Source organism: Alistipes sp. HGB5 (genome assembly GCF_000183485.2).
GTDB classification, from domain to species: Bacteria; Bacteroidota; Bacteroidia; order Bacteroidales; family Rikenellaceae; genus Alistipes; species Alistipes finegoldii.
This window is the reverse complement of the sequence record NZ_AENZ01000009.1, coordinates 17,450-33,812: the sequence shown is the minus strand read 5'-3', so window position 1 is coordinate 33,812 and position 16,363 is coordinate 17,450. Positions and strand designations below refer to the sequence as shown.

The following is a 16,363-nucleotide window of genomic DNA, read 5'->3' as shown; positions in this document are numbered from 1 at the left end:
TCGCCTTTATAATTTTATATGCCGCGGTCTTCCTATTCGTCCTTTTACATTGATCACGAGCGCCTCGCGGCCACCAGCTGCCGAGATAATTTTCGCTCCTTTTACAATATCCGGGATATTGATTGCCGAGCCGACCTGATAGCCGTCGCACATCAGGAGATAAGTGGCGGCAAAACCGTCTTCTGTTTCCACTTTCTCAAGGGTGTAATTTGCTTTCATGGTAGTATGGTGTTTGAGTGGTTTTTACTCTTCGTCGTAAATATCCGGGTTCGGCATGAATTCGGGGCCGGGGGCTTGCTCGCTTCTGGCCGGGCCGCGGGGGCTGCCGGACTGCCGACCTGCCCTCTCCATGTACTCCAGCACCGCGGCCACGATGCCCTGCGTCTCCCGGTTCTTCAACGCCGAACCCAGCGCAGCCGCCGCATCCGCAATCTTGGCCTTTTCTTTATCCTCGGACTTCTCATATACGCTCTTCAGCTCGATGAAGCCGATGAACATGGCCCCCAATACCGTCAGAATCGGAATCAGCGGCAGGCGGCTCCCGGTCTGCTCGTTGATCTGCCATACGGTCAGCATCTGCACCGCGTCGATGGCCGTTACCACGAAAATCAGGTTGAAATACTTGGCGATCTTCTCGACGGTCTTGCGGTAGCCGAGCGATGAACGCAGCTCCCCGCGTTTGCGGGCTTTCCGGATGCCTGCCCATAGGTCGAGGAAAATCACGAACAGTACGAGCAGGTAAACGATCGTGAGAATGATGAGCTGCGGACGTATCGCCGCGAAAATATGGTCTATCATAGTTCAGAAATTTCAAAAAAATGACGAGTAAGGTTAAGTAAATCCCCAGTGAATGAGTCATAATACAACCATCTCCCGCAAAGGAATATTTGTTATCGGTCACACCCCGTCAAAAAAGTTATACATGTACTATCGTTGCCGTTTCATCGTAGTTTCGGGCTATTACTCTGAAATAGGCGCGTGCCCCCTCGGTTCGGTATTGAGGATTACCCGTAAACAATACTACTCCTCCGTAAAATGAAACCTGCATCCTGCGCTTCCCGGAATCCTCCATCTTTCCGCCGCGGTCGCCTATATTGGTGCCGCGATGCAGCTCGAATTTCCCCCCCCCCCACGAAACCGCGGTCGGCAATGCACACGACCCACCTTTCCAAGAGGTCTGCAACGGAAATTATCGGCATCCAGCCCGCGGCGTTTACCTTCGTTGCGTCGAACGGTACGGGATTGATCCGTACTGACGTCCAGTTTACCTCATCCCGCGAGAAGGAGTCCTGTACGAGCTTGAACCCCGCATTCAGAGGACGGTTTTGTGTCTGCCCGGTTTGAGGATTCCGGCGGTATCGCTTCTTCGCGTTTTTGTAGTGCAGGATGCCCACGAAACATTGCTTCAGAATCGGATTTTTCAAGTCCGTGGCAGGCTTTACGCAGAGCATTCCGCCCTGTACTTTCCACGTAACCGCCGGGACGGCTTCGGCATTCATGGGATAGGGTAATTCCGTCCACTTATTCACTCCGTCCCCGATCTTATGACGACCCGTGTCTGATTCGTAGACGACCTCGCCATCGAGTAGTAAGGGATTGGCCGCTTTGAGCGCCGCTGCCGTATATTTCGGGTGTTGTATTCTTCCAATCATAATTGCATCTGCTTTTTTGCCTGCGCTTTGCATTGCTCGGCGTATTCGTAATAGGCCGCGAACTCGTCCGGCTTGGTGTCCCGCTGGCGGAGTATCGCCAGTTCGTCGTCGACCGAATACCGCTCTCGGATGCTTTGCTGCACCCGCTGTTCGTAGGTCGGCACCGGGACGCTATTGACATATTCCGTTAAAACAGGGCTGCCCTGCTCATCCTCGGTAATCAGCATACCTGCTGCCTGCCCGTCGATCAGTTCCAACCACCTCTCGTCGGTGATCTCTACACCGCCCTCGACGGGTTCGTCATAAAATCCTTGCTTCCAGTATTTCATAGCTTCCTGTATTTTATTTCCAGCGTCCGATCACCAGCCAATGGACGGTTTCGGTAGAGGATGCGAGACCTCCGTTCTTGTCGGTGAGGTTCGCCCAGCGCGATTGGTAGCGTAAATATTGGGCGGTCAGTTCCACATACGACGCGGCTGTGATAACGTTGCCGTTGCCGTAATAAGCCGTCAGAAAGCATCCGAACGGCTTTGCGATGAATGCAGGACTGAAATAGTACTGATACGCCCCGCCGGGGGATATCCCCCATTGAAACATCAGCCCGTCCGGTGCTTTGTAGTAACCGTTGGATGAGAGCGCTTTTGTCAGCGTTACGTTCGACAGGTCTTTGGCGGCCTTATCGCCCCACGTCTTTTTCTCGCTGTCGGTCACGAAACGGTGCGTTGCGTCCGTAGTGATCTGTGAAGCGTGAATACTGCCTGCCATTTCACCATCCGACTCGTAGGGGAGAGACTTCCATGCGGTAACACCGTCGCCGATTTTCCGCCTGCGTGTGTCGGATTCGTACACGACTTCGCCTTTGAGAAGCACCGGATTTGCGGCGGCCAGTGCGGCCGCCGTAAACATCGGGAATTGAACCCGCCCGGTTATCTTTTCAGTAGCTGCCATAGCGTCAGTTCATTCCGGGGATGGTACACTGAATGACGAACGTACTCGCCTTGAACTCGTCGATGGCCGCTTTTGCCGCTGCCTCTCCGGCACCCTTCGGGTCGTAAAAGTTGTCGTATGACTTCTTCAAGTCGGCCGCCAGTTTCAACGACAGCACGGAGTAGTTGAGCTTGATTACGTTCGACTCCGTCACTTGGATATACTGGTCGTCGCCCGTGTAGACATCGACGAGATCCTGCACGGGCAGGTACTGCGGGGTGTTGTTGTTCTGGAAGAGGAACTCGATGTACTTGTCGCCGACCTTGGCCCCGGAGTAAGGCGAATTGGCCGTCACCACGGTCTTGATGGATGATCCGCGCAGCACCTGATCGAGCGGGATGTTGATCGGCACGCCGATACGGCTGCCGTTCCGCGTGAGGTAGTAGGTCGCGGCGAACCCGCTAACCGTCGGAGCTTTCTCCGTGCTGTATTCGGGCAGGGCATCTTCCATGACGATACGCCCGGTGTAAGGGACTGCCGCCGTCGTCACGGTGCCGTCGGACTTGAACGTGATGGAAGCAGTAGCGAGGAATACCGTGCGACCGCTGTCGTCCGAGGCCATGCGGATAGTATCGATCAATCCGGTAACGGCCGATGCGGAAACCTCGGTGATGGAAACGAAACCGCTTATAGAATCTTCGATCTCCTGCACGGTGACATTTTGTGCGACCACAACGCATTTTTTATTCGCATTGATCGCCGCGACGATGTTTTTTGCGACTTGTCCCTGCGGGTTGAGTCCTCCGGTCGGCGGGTTCAGGTAGCCTTCGTAGTTGAATGTAAACACGTCCGCTTTCTCATTCCACCCTGTTTTTTCGGCATCGGTCACGAGCCGATGCGTTGCGTCGGCCGTGAGCTGGGCAAGAGAGGTGACATTGCCCCAGCCGAGCGCCGACCATGTCTTCGTGCCGTCGCCGACCTTGTATTTCAGTGGCGAACTACCCCGGATAAGTCCGTACTCGCCGTCGAGCAGGACGGGATTCGCTGCCGTCCATTCGGCTTCGGTGCCCGTTACGAATTTGATGCGGGATTTGAGCAGGATTTCCTGCAATACCGCTAAAGTTTGATTTTCTGCCATGATATTGTGTATTTAACTGTTGCTCTTCAGGTCGGCCGGGCTGTATCCGCCGAGGATCAGGCGGTCGTTTTTTTTGATGTAGTCGCCCGCGGATGCCACTGCGGGGAATCTATCGTATCGTTTCCTTGTTACAACGCCGTCGGTTCTATTTACCAGATAGTAGATTTGGTAAATTTTGATTGTTCCGTCTTCCTCCGATGTTTCGAATATTCCTGTAAATAATTGATAGCCCCCGTCTGCTTTTTGAACTTGAATAATAGATTGTTGGGGGAGTTCCGCCCTTTCTTTTATGTAGATATTCGCCGTAATGCCTTTTTCGAGCTTTTCCATAATCTTGAGGCAGGTGGCAGGATATGCAGAACTCGTGAGGTCGATAATATCGTATGAGGCATTGATTATCGTGGCAATTATCGCCTCTCCGTAGGCTGTCTGCTTAAAATTGTCTGATGGGCCAAACCAAAGGAATAGCCCTGTTTTGGCGGGGAAGCATATGCTTTTTATCTGATTTAAAAAATTATCATCGGGGATTGTCAAGGTGAGTTCCCGGCGAAGCTCTCCTTTGCACATGCGCCTGCGCGATAACGGGATGAATACTTCGAGCGAGTATTCATCAACCTGACGGCAGTCTTTGTAAACTCCGTCAATGCGGGACGCTTTGAAGTGGGTTGCTCCATCTGTAAAATAGTCGATGGTGAAATCGATTCCCGCGTCCGGAATTGCCGCTTTTACAAGAGTACCGTCACTTTGCCGTTCATAGAATGTTTCTATGTAGGTAAGGTCGGTAAGTATGTTCCAGCGTCTATACGATGTCATGGTTCTTGTTTTATGCAAAAATATTTGATTGCTGTCGCTGCGGAAAGGACAACTTTATTCCCGCCGTATTGATGGAATTTGCCAGAAATCGGTCGGGAGTTCAGGTTCCGGAAGTTCTGCCCGGTCATAATAATTGGCTTCATCTTTTTCTGACAAATGGTATTTGAAGGTGTAGCTGTTTAGGGCGGCCTCTTTGTGTTTGACTTCGTACTCCGTGACGATTATTTGTTTCCACTCCCCGTCTGCGTATAGGTAGCGATTGCTGGAGTGCAGAAACTCCTGCCATTGCCGGGCTATGCTGCTCGAACTGATGTAACCTGTGTTTTGCTGCCAGATTGATGTGTAATCGTTGCTTAATTCCGCTTCGCGGCCTTGATTGATGAACGTGTCGACCTCGCCTTCTGGAAGTAATGTCGAAAGTCCGGATGCGATTATCGTGTCGAATCCGCCGAGCGAGTTTTGGAATAAGAAACAGCGGTCTCGAAAGTTGCCCGACCGCAAAATATATCGCTGGGCGAAAGGGTAGTTCTTTGCACCTGCCGTATCGGGTTCAGAGACGGAGTTCGCTCCCAATCCGTAGATGTCGTATGCAATCGGTGTCAGTTCTTCCGAAACGCAGATATTACGCCAGAGTAGCTCGAACGAAACGTTGATCCGGACGATGCCTTCTTCGGATGCTGTGAAAATGTCCTGTGTGCGCTCGATTCCTTCGGCTGTATATAGGCGCGACTTGATTCGCAGAAATTGTGGATCTCGATTGAGTTTTACCACCGATAACCATTGCGGTTGCCATGCCGGCATGGTGACGATTTGCCCTTGCCAAGTCAGAAAGTTTCTGGCCCACCAATCCAGCCCTACTTTGCGAGGAGCTGCAACCCCGCCGGCAATGACCTGAAAACGATATGTTTTGGTTGTCGCCGTGTCGGTCAGCGTTATATACAAATATGTAAAGTCGGTAACGCCGGTTTGTCGTGGAAATTCACATTCCAGCAGGGTATGGACGATGTCCCGCAGGTTGATCGTTATCAAACTCTCTGCATCGTAATAAAGCGTCAGTTTGTCACATATAGTTGCATCATCAAGTCTTACTGTCATGTAAACACAAGTCAGGCTTGAATTTTTGTTCCTGATGATCATTTTCCCCAAATTCTCAGAAAACTGACAAATTTCGGGCTTCTCGATTATTTCGAAGGTATCTACCATTGGCTCGGCTTCTATTCTCGGACAAAAATATCTACATGACGCGCGGACTGAAAGGACATTACACTTCGACCAACTCCGCATTCGAGTGAAGGATATCGTGAGTGGTATTACCGGTTATTTCAAGGGTTTTTATCAAATAACGCACGTTGAAGACCAACACTTTGACCCAGAGGCGTAGGTTTGCAATATCTGATGCGGTCAGGTTGAGATCGACTTTAAGCATTTCTTTGTCCCGTGCCAGCCACTCCGCGTAGGGTTTATGGAATCTGTTGTACAAACCATTTTCCCCTCCAATTGCAAGGGAGTACTCGCTTCGGTCTTCGCTGCCAGCAGAAAGATCGGGAATACCGCCCTCGAAATAATATCCTTTATCCGAAAAATTATTTTTGATCAGCAAGCCGATATACACTTCTGACGGGCGATTGCCGCCTGCGGTGGGAAAATCTACAATAGGAGTTATGGCGTTCAGTCCAATTGCTTCTTCGATCGATCCGTCAGCATGTATTTGCTTTGACGGGTATACGGCCAAAGGAACGCATTTCGGACATGTGAAGTCGATCGAACAGTCGTAGTTCTGATCTTCCGAGTCGGCAGCCGGTTCCATTTTCGTAAACCCGGCTTGATGTACGATATCCAGAGTGGCTATTGGTGTCGTATATTTGTTCCATGCGGCACCGCGTCCTGAATAATAGAGCAGAGCGTCGATTTTCTTACCTGAATAGATATCCCCGGTTTGGGCCAGTCTGATATTTTTATAGTCGGGAGACACCCTGTATTTGTTGATGATGTCCTGCAGAGAATAGCTTTCGATAATCTCATCAGTTGGCTCTTGGCCCAAATCCTCTTCGTAGGACTTGGTGTAGTTGTCATCCTCGTTACGGAATGCGAGGGTATAGCCTTTCTTTTCATAGGCGGGGAGCGAATAATTGTCGCTGACTTTGGCCGTCCAGTCTACAAATTTATTGCTTGCGAGAATCGACTTGTTACTCATCAGGAAATACTTTTTCCCGGAAAAAAACAACGTGCAGCAAGGTATTTTGAGTAGACTGATAAGAAAATCGCTCAAGTCCATGTCCGGCATCGAGTCGGCAAGATCGAGCGTACATTGGGTAGGATATAACCCCGGCCGGGCACCGGGCGATGTATCTTTTACCCCGTATCGGTTGTCGTATTCGGAACTTTTGTAAAGTCCGAGGATCGCTAACATATTGAGGAGTTTTTCGAGTTCCGGTTCCCCCAGCTCTAACTCCGGAAGGATTTTATCGAGGATATAACGTACTTTGATCGCTGGGACAACATAAGGCCGGGTGGTGTAAAGCCAGTTCGCATATTTATCGACCGTTGAGCATTCTGCTTTCGTCGGCCCCGACGTCACATACTCGATCGAGGCGCTCATTGCCTTGCGCATAATCTGGGGCAGGCCGAACTCGTCATATAGTCCTTTACGGGCGTTTTCTACCATCGTTGAGAATTTGATGTCCTCAAATCCGGAGAATGGGATGTCGGTCAGCTTTCCTGTGACGATGTGGTCGAATTCAGCCCCGACGAATGAGTATTGTAAGGACTTATCGGAGTAGTCGTCATATTTCAGTTCACCCTGAAATGCGACTATGCCATTGAATAACGCCTCGCAGGCGGCAGTCTTGCGTGACGGCCGCCGCCGGATGCCGGGTGTGAATCCGAAAAATTTGCAGTTTTTAGGCGACAGTTTGAATTCAACATTCGTGGAAACGGCCACTGGCACCCTGTCATCTTCAAAGATTGGATTGTCCAGTGTAAATGTCACATCCTGATCAGGCTGTACATCGAGGATTATGCCCTCGGATCGGAATTGTATCATCGTTTTTTGCCTCCAATTTGCCCACGTTCCCGCGTGCGGTTGTACTCTTTCATTTTCGCAACGATTCCGTTCTCGCCCAGCATTGTCACGTAGGCAAGAATCGGATTCTTCAGCACGTCGCATAGACGATCGACGGCCGCGATGAATTTGCCGGCCGTGCCTGCGTCCAAAGAGGAAAGCCCCGTGTCTGTTGTGTCGAATGACGGGATATCTCCTGTTGGGCCACCGGATACGAATCCGGGTACCGGTGTATTTTGCCGGTATACGGCATTGAAATCGAAGCTGCCGAGTGTCCCCTGTCGGCGGGCCGCTTCGATCGTGTTCAGTACGGGAATCAACGAGGGGTTATCCATTGCGGCCGCTGGAACGACATACTCCTTCCCGTTTTCCGATACCAGCACCGTCGGCGATGAGATGAAGCCTCGTTTATCCGGAGAATAACGGGCGTTGAATTTTTTGCCGTCCTGCATCCGCTCGATGACCTGACCACCCTCTTCGGCGCCAGTCGTTATTGGGGTTGATGCAATCATAGCGATTTGTGCGGCTCCCATAGCACCGACGATAGCGGCAAAGATCGCACCCAGAGGCCATCCCCATTCAGCCAGTGTTTTCGTGACACCAGTTGCCGTATTGATGATGGCGGAGGTGATGTTCATGGCCTTCTGGCGCTTCGCCTGTTTGATTTGCATCTCTTCTTGTTTGGCTTCGAGATCTGCGGCCATTCGCTCCTCCTCTGCTTGTGCTTGCTCTTCGGTCATCAGTCCTGCTTTGACACGCTTCTCGTTGGCTTTTTTCTTCTTATCCTGATTTTTCTGATATTTCTTTAATTCTGCGTTTTCCTTTTTGGTCATCATATTGTCGTAGGTAGTATATACCTGCAGCGCCGTTTCCGTAGCTGCGCCAATCGCTGTCATGGCGGCATGTACTGCTTGCAACGCTTCTTCGGTAGAAGCAGCCCCGTTCTTCAGCACGTCAAAAAATTGCATCCAGTCCGATTGTGGTAGGCCCATGAACGTTGGGTCGTTGCCGGCAAAAGAGAATGTTTTCTGCTGCCCGTCGCCGAGAACTTCCAATACGCCGATGATCGCTGTCCTGACATCTTCGAAACGATTGACGAGATTCTGCTTCTCTTGAGCCGAGAGAAGTTGTGTGTCGAGTTGGATGCCGTCGAACATTCCGGACTCGATAAGCGTTTTAAGTTGCGCAGAGAGTTGAGTCAGGTGTTCGAGTTCCAATCGGGACTCTTCTTCCGCTTGGGCTTTCCGTAGCTGTTTGCGTTCAGCGGCCGAGCCGTGGAAGTCGAGGAGTTCCTGCTTGTGACGGTTCTTGAGCTGTTTCTTTTGCAGCTCATAGGTCTCCTCTTCCCGCTTTAGTCGATCGTCGATCTCGTCGAGCCGAATTTTGGTGATGTTGCGCTGGTGGGCTTTCTCCAGAGCTTCCAATGCCGCGGCGTTGCCTGCGTACCTCTTTTTCTTCAGTTCGTAGTCGGCGTTCTCCCGCTTGATCCGATCGGTTTCCGATTGCTGGAGAAGTTTGTTTATCTCCTCTTCTTTGGCTGCGGCCGCCTTCTTCTGCTCAAGTCGTTTGTCTGCGAGTTGGTTCTGGATTTTGAGCCGCGTAGCCCCTTCATCGATATTTTTCGCAAGGCGTTTTTCCAATGCCGCAATTTCCAGTTTCAGCAGCTCTTCGTTGAATTGGGACGCGGATACGATTTCCCCGTTCTGATATTTCTCCTTGAGTTTCAGTTTCGCGGTCAGGAACTCTTTGTCTTTTTCGAGCGACCATTTGCCTGTATCGTCCGGGGCGGTGGGCGTTGTATTTGTGGTCGTGGTGGTGTTCAGATTGAGAGGGGTGGCGAACTTACCGTAGAGAGTGTCCAGCATCGAGAGAGCCTGCTGGCCTTCGGTCACGGTATTGCGTAATTCTGTGGTGATTTCTTGTAAGGCGATATTTCGGCCTGCAGGATTCCATGCCGATCCGGTGAGGTTCAGCCCCAGATTTCGTAATTCCATATTGAGGTCGGAAACTGCCTGACTTTGTTTTGCAGAATCGTTTCCGGCCGCTTTTATCTTACCCGTGAAATCGACAACTGCGGCGGCGATCAATCTCTGCTTATCGGCGGTGAGCGACGATTCGTCGCCCCATTCTTTATACTTGGTCGTGATTTCGGCGATCGCCTTTTTCATGGCTGTCATCTCATCTCCGGCGATGCGTTCCGCTTCCTGCTGCCGGAATTTGAGCTTGATGTTCTTTTCCAATTCGGTGTTTACCGACTGAAGCGCGATGGCGATATCCTCGTTGGTGCTTTTCTCGGTGAGCAGCTTCGGAAGGTACTTGCCGTACCTCTCGTTGATGATCATGATCGCTTCGGCCCGTTCGCGGCTCCCGGAGGCTGCGCGGGTCGCTGCGTCCTGCAATTCGTTGAGCTTCCGTTTCTCGTTGTCGATTTCGACCGCGGCTTCGGCGGCCATGTTCCTGACCTGCTCGTGGGTTTTGAAAATCTTGTCGCTGAACAGAGTTACCGCACCGATGGCGACTGAAATTGCTGTCGCAATCCAACCCCACGGCCCGGCCTTGACGACGCTGTTGAATACCTGTGTTACCAGCGTTGCCTGCTTCGTAATGGCGATATACGCAATATGAGCTGCTCGGTAAATCACCATCGCCTTGTGTGCAGCAAACATTATGGTTTTGTAGGCTGCGACGGCCGCAACGATTGGGATAATCGCTCCTTTTGTCTGGTATAAGAATTTCACAAGACCCGTCAGCGCCTTCAGAAAGGTTACGGTGATCGAGGTTGTCGAGGTGAATGCCGGATTCAGTGTTTCGCCGAGGAGTACGGCCTGTTCATGGAGCGCTTTCTTTTGCTTTTCGTATTGGGCCGTGGCACTTTCGTTTTTGGTGTTGAACTCTTCGATGACAGATGTGCCGGTTTCGAATGCATGATTGGCGATTTCCTGCTGCCGACGCAGCTCGTCGGTATTGGCCGCCAGAACGCCCAAGACCTGCACGCTACGTTGCCCGTCGAGTTTCATCGAGTTCAGGGCGTTTACGATCGACTGCATGCCTTGTCCAGACTTGCCCATACCCTCCAAAACGCGGATAAATGCCTCGTTCATATCTTCGCCCATGAGCTTCTGAAATTCGCCGAGGCTCATCTTGGCAATTTTGGCAAAGACCTCTGTCCGCTTGTACATGGCGGTAATCACCTGCCCGTAGGAGGTGCCTGCCGTTTCGGCCTGCTGCCCCAATTTGTCAAGGGTGCCGGCGAGACCGAGGACGGACTGAATCGAGATATTTACGTTCGGCGCCGTACCGGCCGCCCTTTTTGCGAAGTCAACGACAAAACCCTCGGCCGCCGTGGAGGCCATGCCGATTTCGTTGATTGCCGAGCCGACCTTGAGCATACTCTGCTCGATGCCGTATTGTTCTCGGAGGTGGAAAATATCGACGAGTTTTCCGATCTGCTGGATGGCGGCTTCGGCATTGCCGCCGAGGTCTCGGCCGAGGGCGACCCCGATTTTATCTCCGGCACGGGCGAATTCGATCAGATTTTGCTTTCCTTCGATACCGAGTTTACCCGCCACGCGTACTATGTCGAGCAGTGAGTTTAGGGGTGTGCGGGTGTCTATCTTCTTCAGTTCTTCCGATACTTCGCGGATCTCCGTTTTTGTTGTTGAAGTGGTCTTCTGGGCATCGGTCAGAGCTTCGTCATACTCCAGAAAGGCGGCACGGGCTTTCTTGGTGCCCATGACTGCAAACGACATTGAGGCGAATCCGGCCGTGATCGCGCCGAAGAACTTGCTGAACCCGCCGGCCATCCGTTGCACGACGTTCCCCGTGTCGCGTGCTGATCCTTTGAGCGTCTTGATGCGGGCATCGACCTGCTTTAATTCAGCCCGATATTTTTCCCATTCCGTTGTGCCCGGAATCGCATTGTTGAAAACAGCGCGTAGACGCCTTTGTTCTTGTGTCAGATCAGAGATGGTCAGAGTGTCCAGCTTCATCTCGGAGCGAAGCTGCTGCATTTGCTCTTTGTTGGACTTGATGATCGCAGCATTTTTCTTGATTTCAGCTGCATTTTGCCGATATAATTCGGTATTCTCTTTCCCTTCGGCTTTAAGTCGACGCTGTTCCTGCCGAAGCTCGAAATTTGCGTTCGCGAGATCTCTTGTTTGTCGGCTTAAATCTCCGATCCGTTTTTGGGATTCGTCACCATTTACAATGATGTTGAGTCTTAAATCTTCATCCCGAATTGCTTTTCCCATATTCCTAATCCGTCAGTTGTTGCTTGATTTCTGCAACAACATCGTCGGTCAGGCCGTACATCAACCGGGAAGCAATCGACTCGTAGTGTCCGTAAGCGAAACGGGTGTGAATCTTGCGGGCACGCCGGACGAGCTTGGAACCATAGCGCAGAACCCGCATGTCGAGGAACCGTTCTTCGATCGTGTGCTGGTAGGTCATTGTCGCCGACATCTCGCCCTGTTCGGAAACAGACATAGAACGCTCATTGACCAGTCGGCCGGTGCGGGAGTGGAGCTTCGTTGCCAGCACTGTATTCTGGTTCTTCAGCCAGCGGTTCGATTCATCGAGCAAAGTGCGCCGTATGTACTCTCCTTTGACAGTCATTTGTTGCAGTTTGCAACAAAAGTAGCCGCCCGAAGGCGGCTACAAAGGACAGGTTGAATAAGGGCTATCTGTCGGTCGGTAGGCGGAAAACTTCTTGCCGCCGTCGGTCGGCTTGCATCTTTCTTCTCTGTAGTTCGGCCCGTTCTGCGGTCAGTCGGGCAATCATTTCGCTTTGGGATTTGACCGTTTCGATCAGCTTTGAGAGAAATTCGCTCTCGATACGGGATACAGCAAGGCAGGTCTCGCCGATTTTCGTGTTTTTCATAGAGGTTTTAGCATTAAACCGTTAAACAAAATGTGGCTTCGTCTTTCCCGCTGCTAAACACCTCTACGGCTCGCCGGGGCATTAACCGCACGGCACGGGGGTACGAAACCACATAAAATTTTATACGCACAAAAAATGCCCGTATATTTCGACGGACATCATCTGCCGTAGAGATTGTTTAGCATTGCAAATATAAATAATATTTTGGAAAAAATGATTTTTAATGCAATAATTCATTGCTTGTATGTCTATACATCGCTACTGCATGCATGGGGCTGTTTCTGTTTCGTATTGCCCCCGTGTTTTAAAGCCATTCGTTCCTGATTCGTTTTCTCCGATATATTTGCTCAATAGCCAATGATAGACGTTTTGACCGCCACCCATTCCGGGCATAGTAACAACATAAGCCTGCTCGAATTCCCAGCCGAGCGATCCCATGTAATTCATTGCGTCAACCATCGAGTTAAAAGAAAGAGGCTTTCCGTCATCACCTACGAGCTTATTTCGTGAGGCCACACCACCCAGCGCATTGGTGCGCATGGCATCCTCTTGCCCAAAATCAATCCCCACGGTTACTTGAGATTTCGCAAATTTTTGCGTTCCCACGATTTCGCAGTAAACTTTCTGCTGTGCGATGACGTAGTTGCAGGCCAATACGGCCATAAACAAGAATAACAGTTTTTTCATAATTCAAGTAGGTTTAAGGTTTGCTTTACAAAGATACCCCCCCCCGCAATATTTGCAAGCGAATTATGAAAAATATGAATGCGCAACGATAAAATCTCCGATCTTCTGGACGTACTACTTTGCATGATCTACTTTTTCACCTTTGGCGAAGATGAAAGATAGCTGGCCAGCAGCCACGCGAAAAGTAAACCTATGCCTATTGCTCCGAACATATCAGATCGAGATTTGTGTTAATTTATGTCCGAGGTCGTGCAGCGCGGCCTCGATCTCCTTCGCACGTTTTTCCGAGGGCTTGGAGTACCCGCATATATACTTTGCAAGCAAGGTTTCATTGATACCCATGCGCCGAGCCATCTGGCGGACATTGATTTCCGGGAACTGGGCGAAAGCCATTGCGACCCGGTTGTCCGACGTTTCCGCCGGCTGGTCAAAAAAGCCCTCGAAACTTAAATCTTCGTCCAGTTCGGGCCAATGAATACCCGACCGGGATAATTCGTATTTCATGCGCTGCTCATCGCTTGCCCGTGCCAGACGGGGGAAAGCGCGGAGAAGCAGACTGCCCGTCCGGCCGTCGTCGGTCGTCAGGAAAATCCGACCATTTTCGAACCATATCTTTTGCGCTTTCATATTCGTATTATTTATCGAAAAACTCCTTCCACCGTTCAATAATCACCTCTTTGTTCTCTTCTATCCCCATGAGGGCGTGTTTTAACTCTCGTGGCTTCAGACCGAAATTTTCTATCAATTTTGTCTCTGGTTCGATCATGAATTTTGCGTCACATTCTCCGTTGCTGACATGTACGTGAACCGGTTCGTGATCGTTCGAGTAAAAAAAGAACTTCAGTCCTAAATAGTAAAAAAGTATGGGCATTGTGCAGTCATTTGGTTTCTGGTACAAATGTAGGAATAAAATTATTCCCTTGCAAATAAAAAAGGAATATTTTTATTCCTGCAATTATTTTGCCGGAGTTCAGAATTCGATCTCGATCATCCAGCCGACCCAGCTCCCGAATACTTTGTATACCGGAACCGTGTTTGCAACCTTGATTGTCATGCCGGCCAAACGGGGACAGGCGTTATATCCCAGAGTGTCCGCCCGTAACGTTTTCAAAATCATATCGACCGTAGCGAGCATCGACAGATATTGTTCGAGTTCATCTTTATCGGTACGCTGTCCGGCCATTGCTTTTTCGAGGACGAATATGGCGGCCGGGAGTTGATCCTGATAGGAGTTCGATGTTTCTCCTGTTTGCCGTAGTGATGGATAGGAAACCACGACCTGACGGCCGTCTGCGCTCTTGAGCCGCTCGGTTCCGTGCGTGTCATCGACAACGGGGATTACCTCGTTCTCCGTTACACGCATATTGACCAGATATCGTAGTAGGTTAATGAGTTTTTGCATTGCGTTTTGCTTGCTTTACGTTGTGGTGTAGAATCTGGAATATAGTATATAGGCCCTCTTCGTCGATGTCGTTCAGCGTGCCGAGTGCCCGATCCCGTGCCAGTTCGTAGGCTACATCTGTCAATGTGAACTTCGGGCCGGTATCGTGGGCAGTTTCCTCGCTGCTGAAGATCGTGCGCATGTCGATCTGTTCCCCAGCCACAACTATCGTCCCGGTCTGGAGAAATTTGACGCAGGCGGAGAACCACATGAGAATCGTCTGTTTCTGCCACGGAGCTATCCGGCGGGCATGGCATACGTCCCGCTCAAAGGTCTCGTGACGGATGGGGACGATACACCGGCCGGCCCGGTTGGCTTGCTTCGAAGGCTGTCGATACAGGAAAGCGATCATCCGGTCGAGGGCCGCGGGTTGCCGGGTGTTCAAGAATTCGTCGCGGGCGATCAGGGCATTCCGAAATTCCACGAGAATCAGGTCTTGCAGAGCGTCGGCCGGCCCACGCAAACGATGGCTGCCGATATGGATTTCGGGCAGCGGATTCTGTATGGTGTCGAATGTCGGGAGCAGACCGTCCTCGGTGTCGGTAAACAGCCAGCCGAGGAGATTTTCGCAAAGCAAAAAAATGTTGGCATTCTTCTGCTCGGCAGCGGCTCGATTGAGTTTTTCCCACATTACCGAACGCCATGTCCGTTTGATACCGAGGAGAAGATAGAGGACGCGCACATGAAACTCAAGCGGAGAGATGTGGCCGGATTCCATATCCCAAAGCAGGCGCATCGTAACGCGGGCCTGTTCCGGTGTCATCTCGCTCCATTTCGAGGGGATTTCCCTGCATACGCCGATAGCGGGTATTTCGATCGTATTCATTATTGAACAGAAAAGAATTTGTTTCGGGGATCGTTGTCCGGTAGAAGAGAGTATTTTTCCACAGTAGCCGATAAAGCCTCGTGAAACTCTTCGAGGGCGGTTGCCGCCTGATGATCGAGGGCTGAAAGGTAGAATTTCAACGCATCAGTGGAGGGGGTCTTTCCGGCTCCTTTACCCTGAAATGAATCTGTAAACCGCTGCGAGATCCCAATCGGGAATACGGACACCGAAAGTCTCTGGACGGCTATCACCATCGCCTTCAAAGCTACAAAACGCCGCGCTGCAAGAGCCGTGTCTGAATCTATGTCTGACAGGAGCGACATATAACGATCTCCGGCAATCGGCCTCACAAAGCGCTGCTGCACTTCGAGGATGAAGGGTATAAGCGTATAGAAGGTGTAGAACGAGCCATCGAGCGGGTAGATGCTTTCGAATTGGTCGAGGGTACGGAGAATCGACTGTTGTTGCTGGGTGCGCAGCGGCGAGTCCTTCCACTCTTTGATGTCCGTTTGCTCAAGGAAGAGATACAATTCGTCGAGCGTTCGGAAGAATGTATCGCGCAGAACCGCATCGTCCTTCTCGATCTGCCATGCCCACGGCAGTTTTTCGTTTTCGCTGATTTTTACCTTTCTGCCGCTGTCCTCATGGCTCACGAGGTTTCGCTGGTAGAAGTGATGCATGGCTTTATACGCCACCGGCAACTGAACCCGCCGTACGAGCATGTCTTCCGGATCATCGGATGACACTTCCGGATCATATTCGTCCGTCATATACCGGGAGTGTGCCCGGTCGAATGTAGCTTTCCCGATCAGTTTGATAACTTCGTTTTGGGCCAGCACGATATCCTCGCTGATCCCGGTGAAGTCATTCGCCTTGTACCATGTGCCGGTGAGATTGTATAGCTCTGCGGAGCCTTTTTTCGTTTTATTGAAAATCATG

General features: G+C 51.0%; 18 protein-coding genes. All 18 read right to left on the bottom strand.

The genetic code is table 11. From position 1 onward, the window contains the following. Positions 1 to 6 precede the first annotated feature (6 nt). Positions 7 to 219 (bottom strand): hypothetical protein, encoded by a 213-nt coding sequence (locus HMPREF9720_RS01385; protein WP_009596374.1) that lies wholly within the window; start codon positions 217 to 219, stop codon positions 7 to 9. Between the two features lie 24 nt (positions 220 to 243). Then, positions 244 to 798, bottom strand: coding sequence for a phage holin family protein (locus HMPREF9720_RS01380; protein ID WP_009596322.1), 555 nt, complete (start codon positions 796 to 798; stop codon positions 244 to 246). A gap of 206 nt (positions 799 to 1,004) precedes the next feature. After that, positions 1,005 to 1,652, bottom strand: a complete 648-nt coding sequence (locus HMPREF9720_RS01375; RefSeq protein ID WP_139022438.1) for a hypothetical protein — start codon at positions 1,650 to 1,652, stop codon at positions 1,005 to 1,007. Then, positions 1,649 to 1,981: a hypothetical protein gene (locus HMPREF9720_RS01370; protein ID WP_009596358.1), complete on the bottom strand. Its 333-nt coding sequence runs from the start codon at positions 1,979 to 1,981 to the stop codon at positions 1,649 to 1,651. The genes HMPREF9720_RS01375 and HMPREF9720_RS01370 overlap by 4 nt, the downstream gene beginning before the upstream one ends. A gap of 13 nt (positions 1,982 to 1,994) precedes the next feature. Continuing rightward, entirely contained in the window at positions 1,995 to 2,600 is a 606-nt protein-coding gene (locus tag HMPREF9720_RS01365) for a gp53-like domain-containing protein (RefSeq protein ID WP_229100491.1), read from the bottom strand. A gap of 4 nt (positions 2,601 to 2,604) precedes the next feature. Then, complete coding sequence (locus tag HMPREF9720_RS01360; protein WP_009596428.1) at positions 2,605 to 3,717, bottom strand: hypothetical protein; 1,113 nt, start codon at positions 3,715 to 3,717, stop codon at positions 2,605 to 2,607. Between the two features lie 12 nt (positions 3,718 to 3,729). Beyond that, complete coding sequence (locus HMPREF9720_RS01355; RefSeq protein WP_009596319.1) at positions 3,730 to 4,530, bottom strand: hypothetical protein; 801 nt, start codon at positions 4,528 to 4,530, stop codon at positions 3,730 to 3,732. Positions 4,531 to 4,584: 54 nt separating this feature from the next. Continuing rightward, positions 4,585 to 5,733, bottom strand: a complete 1,149-nt coding sequence (locus HMPREF9720_RS01350; protein ID WP_018696653.1) for a hypothetical protein — start codon at positions 5,731 to 5,733, stop codon at positions 4,585 to 4,587. Between the two features lie 58 nt (positions 5,734 to 5,791). Beyond that, the gene (locus HMPREF9720_RS01345) at positions 5,792 to 7,573 is read right to left on the bottom strand and encodes a hypothetical protein (protein WP_009596400.1); all 1,782 of its coding nucleotides are present in this window, start codon (positions 7,571 to 7,573) and stop codon (positions 5,792 to 5,794) included. Further along, positions 7,570 to 11,841: a phage tail tape measure protein gene (locus tag HMPREF9720_RS01340; protein WP_009596363.1), complete on the bottom strand. Its 4,272-nt coding sequence runs from the start codon at positions 11,839 to 11,841 to the stop codon at positions 7,570 to 7,572. Before HMPREF9720_RS01340 ends, HMPREF9720_RS01345 begins: the two co-directional genes overlap by 4 nt. 4 nt (positions 11,842 to 11,845) lie before the next feature. After that, entirely contained in the window at positions 11,846 to 12,205 is a 360-nt protein-coding gene (locus HMPREF9720_RS01335; protein WP_039939538.1) for a hypothetical protein, read from the bottom strand. A gap of 64 nt (positions 12,206 to 12,269) precedes the next feature. Then, positions 12,270 to 12,470, bottom strand: a complete 201-nt coding sequence (locus HMPREF9720_RS01330; protein WP_039939537.1) for a hypothetical protein — start codon at positions 12,468 to 12,470, stop codon at positions 12,270 to 12,272. 258 nt (positions 12,471 to 12,728) lie between these two features. Beyond that, positions 12,729 to 13,157, bottom strand: coding sequence for a hypothetical protein (locus tag HMPREF9720_RS01325; RefSeq protein ID WP_009596477.1), 429 nt, complete (start codon positions 13,155 to 13,157; stop codon positions 12,729 to 12,731). A gap of 213 nt (positions 13,158 to 13,370) precedes the next feature. Next, positions 13,371 to 13,784, bottom strand: coding sequence for a DUF2442 domain-containing protein (locus tag HMPREF9720_RS01320; protein ID WP_009596355.1), 414 nt, complete (start codon positions 13,782 to 13,784; stop codon positions 13,371 to 13,373). A gap of 7 nt (positions 13,785 to 13,791) precedes the next feature. Beyond that, the gene (locus HMPREF9720_RS01315) at positions 13,792 to 14,028 is read right to left on the bottom strand and encodes a DUF4160 domain-containing protein (protein WP_039939534.1); all 237 of its coding nucleotides are present in this window, start codon (positions 14,026 to 14,028) and stop codon (positions 13,792 to 13,794) included. Positions 14,029 to 14,127: 99 nt separating this feature from the next. Continuing rightward, a complete protein-coding gene (locus HMPREF9720_RS01310; RefSeq protein WP_039939531.1) occupies positions 14,128 to 14,559 on the bottom strand; it encodes a hypothetical protein in 432 nt (143 codons plus the stop codon). Beyond that, the gene (locus tag HMPREF9720_RS01305) at positions 14,543 to 15,424 is read right to left on the bottom strand and encodes a hypothetical protein (protein ID WP_009596427.1); all 882 of its coding nucleotides are present in this window, start codon (positions 15,422 to 15,424) and stop codon (positions 14,543 to 14,545) included. The genes HMPREF9720_RS01310 and HMPREF9720_RS01305 overlap by 17 nt, the downstream gene beginning before the upstream one ends. Beyond that, positions 15,424 to 16,362: a DUF6712 family protein gene (locus tag HMPREF9720_RS01300; protein WP_009596513.1), complete on the bottom strand. Its 939-nt coding sequence runs from the start codon at positions 16,360 to 16,362 to the stop codon at positions 15,424 to 15,426. Before HMPREF9720_RS01300 ends, HMPREF9720_RS01305 begins: the two co-directional genes overlap by 1 nt. Position 16,363: the final 1 nt, after the last annotated feature.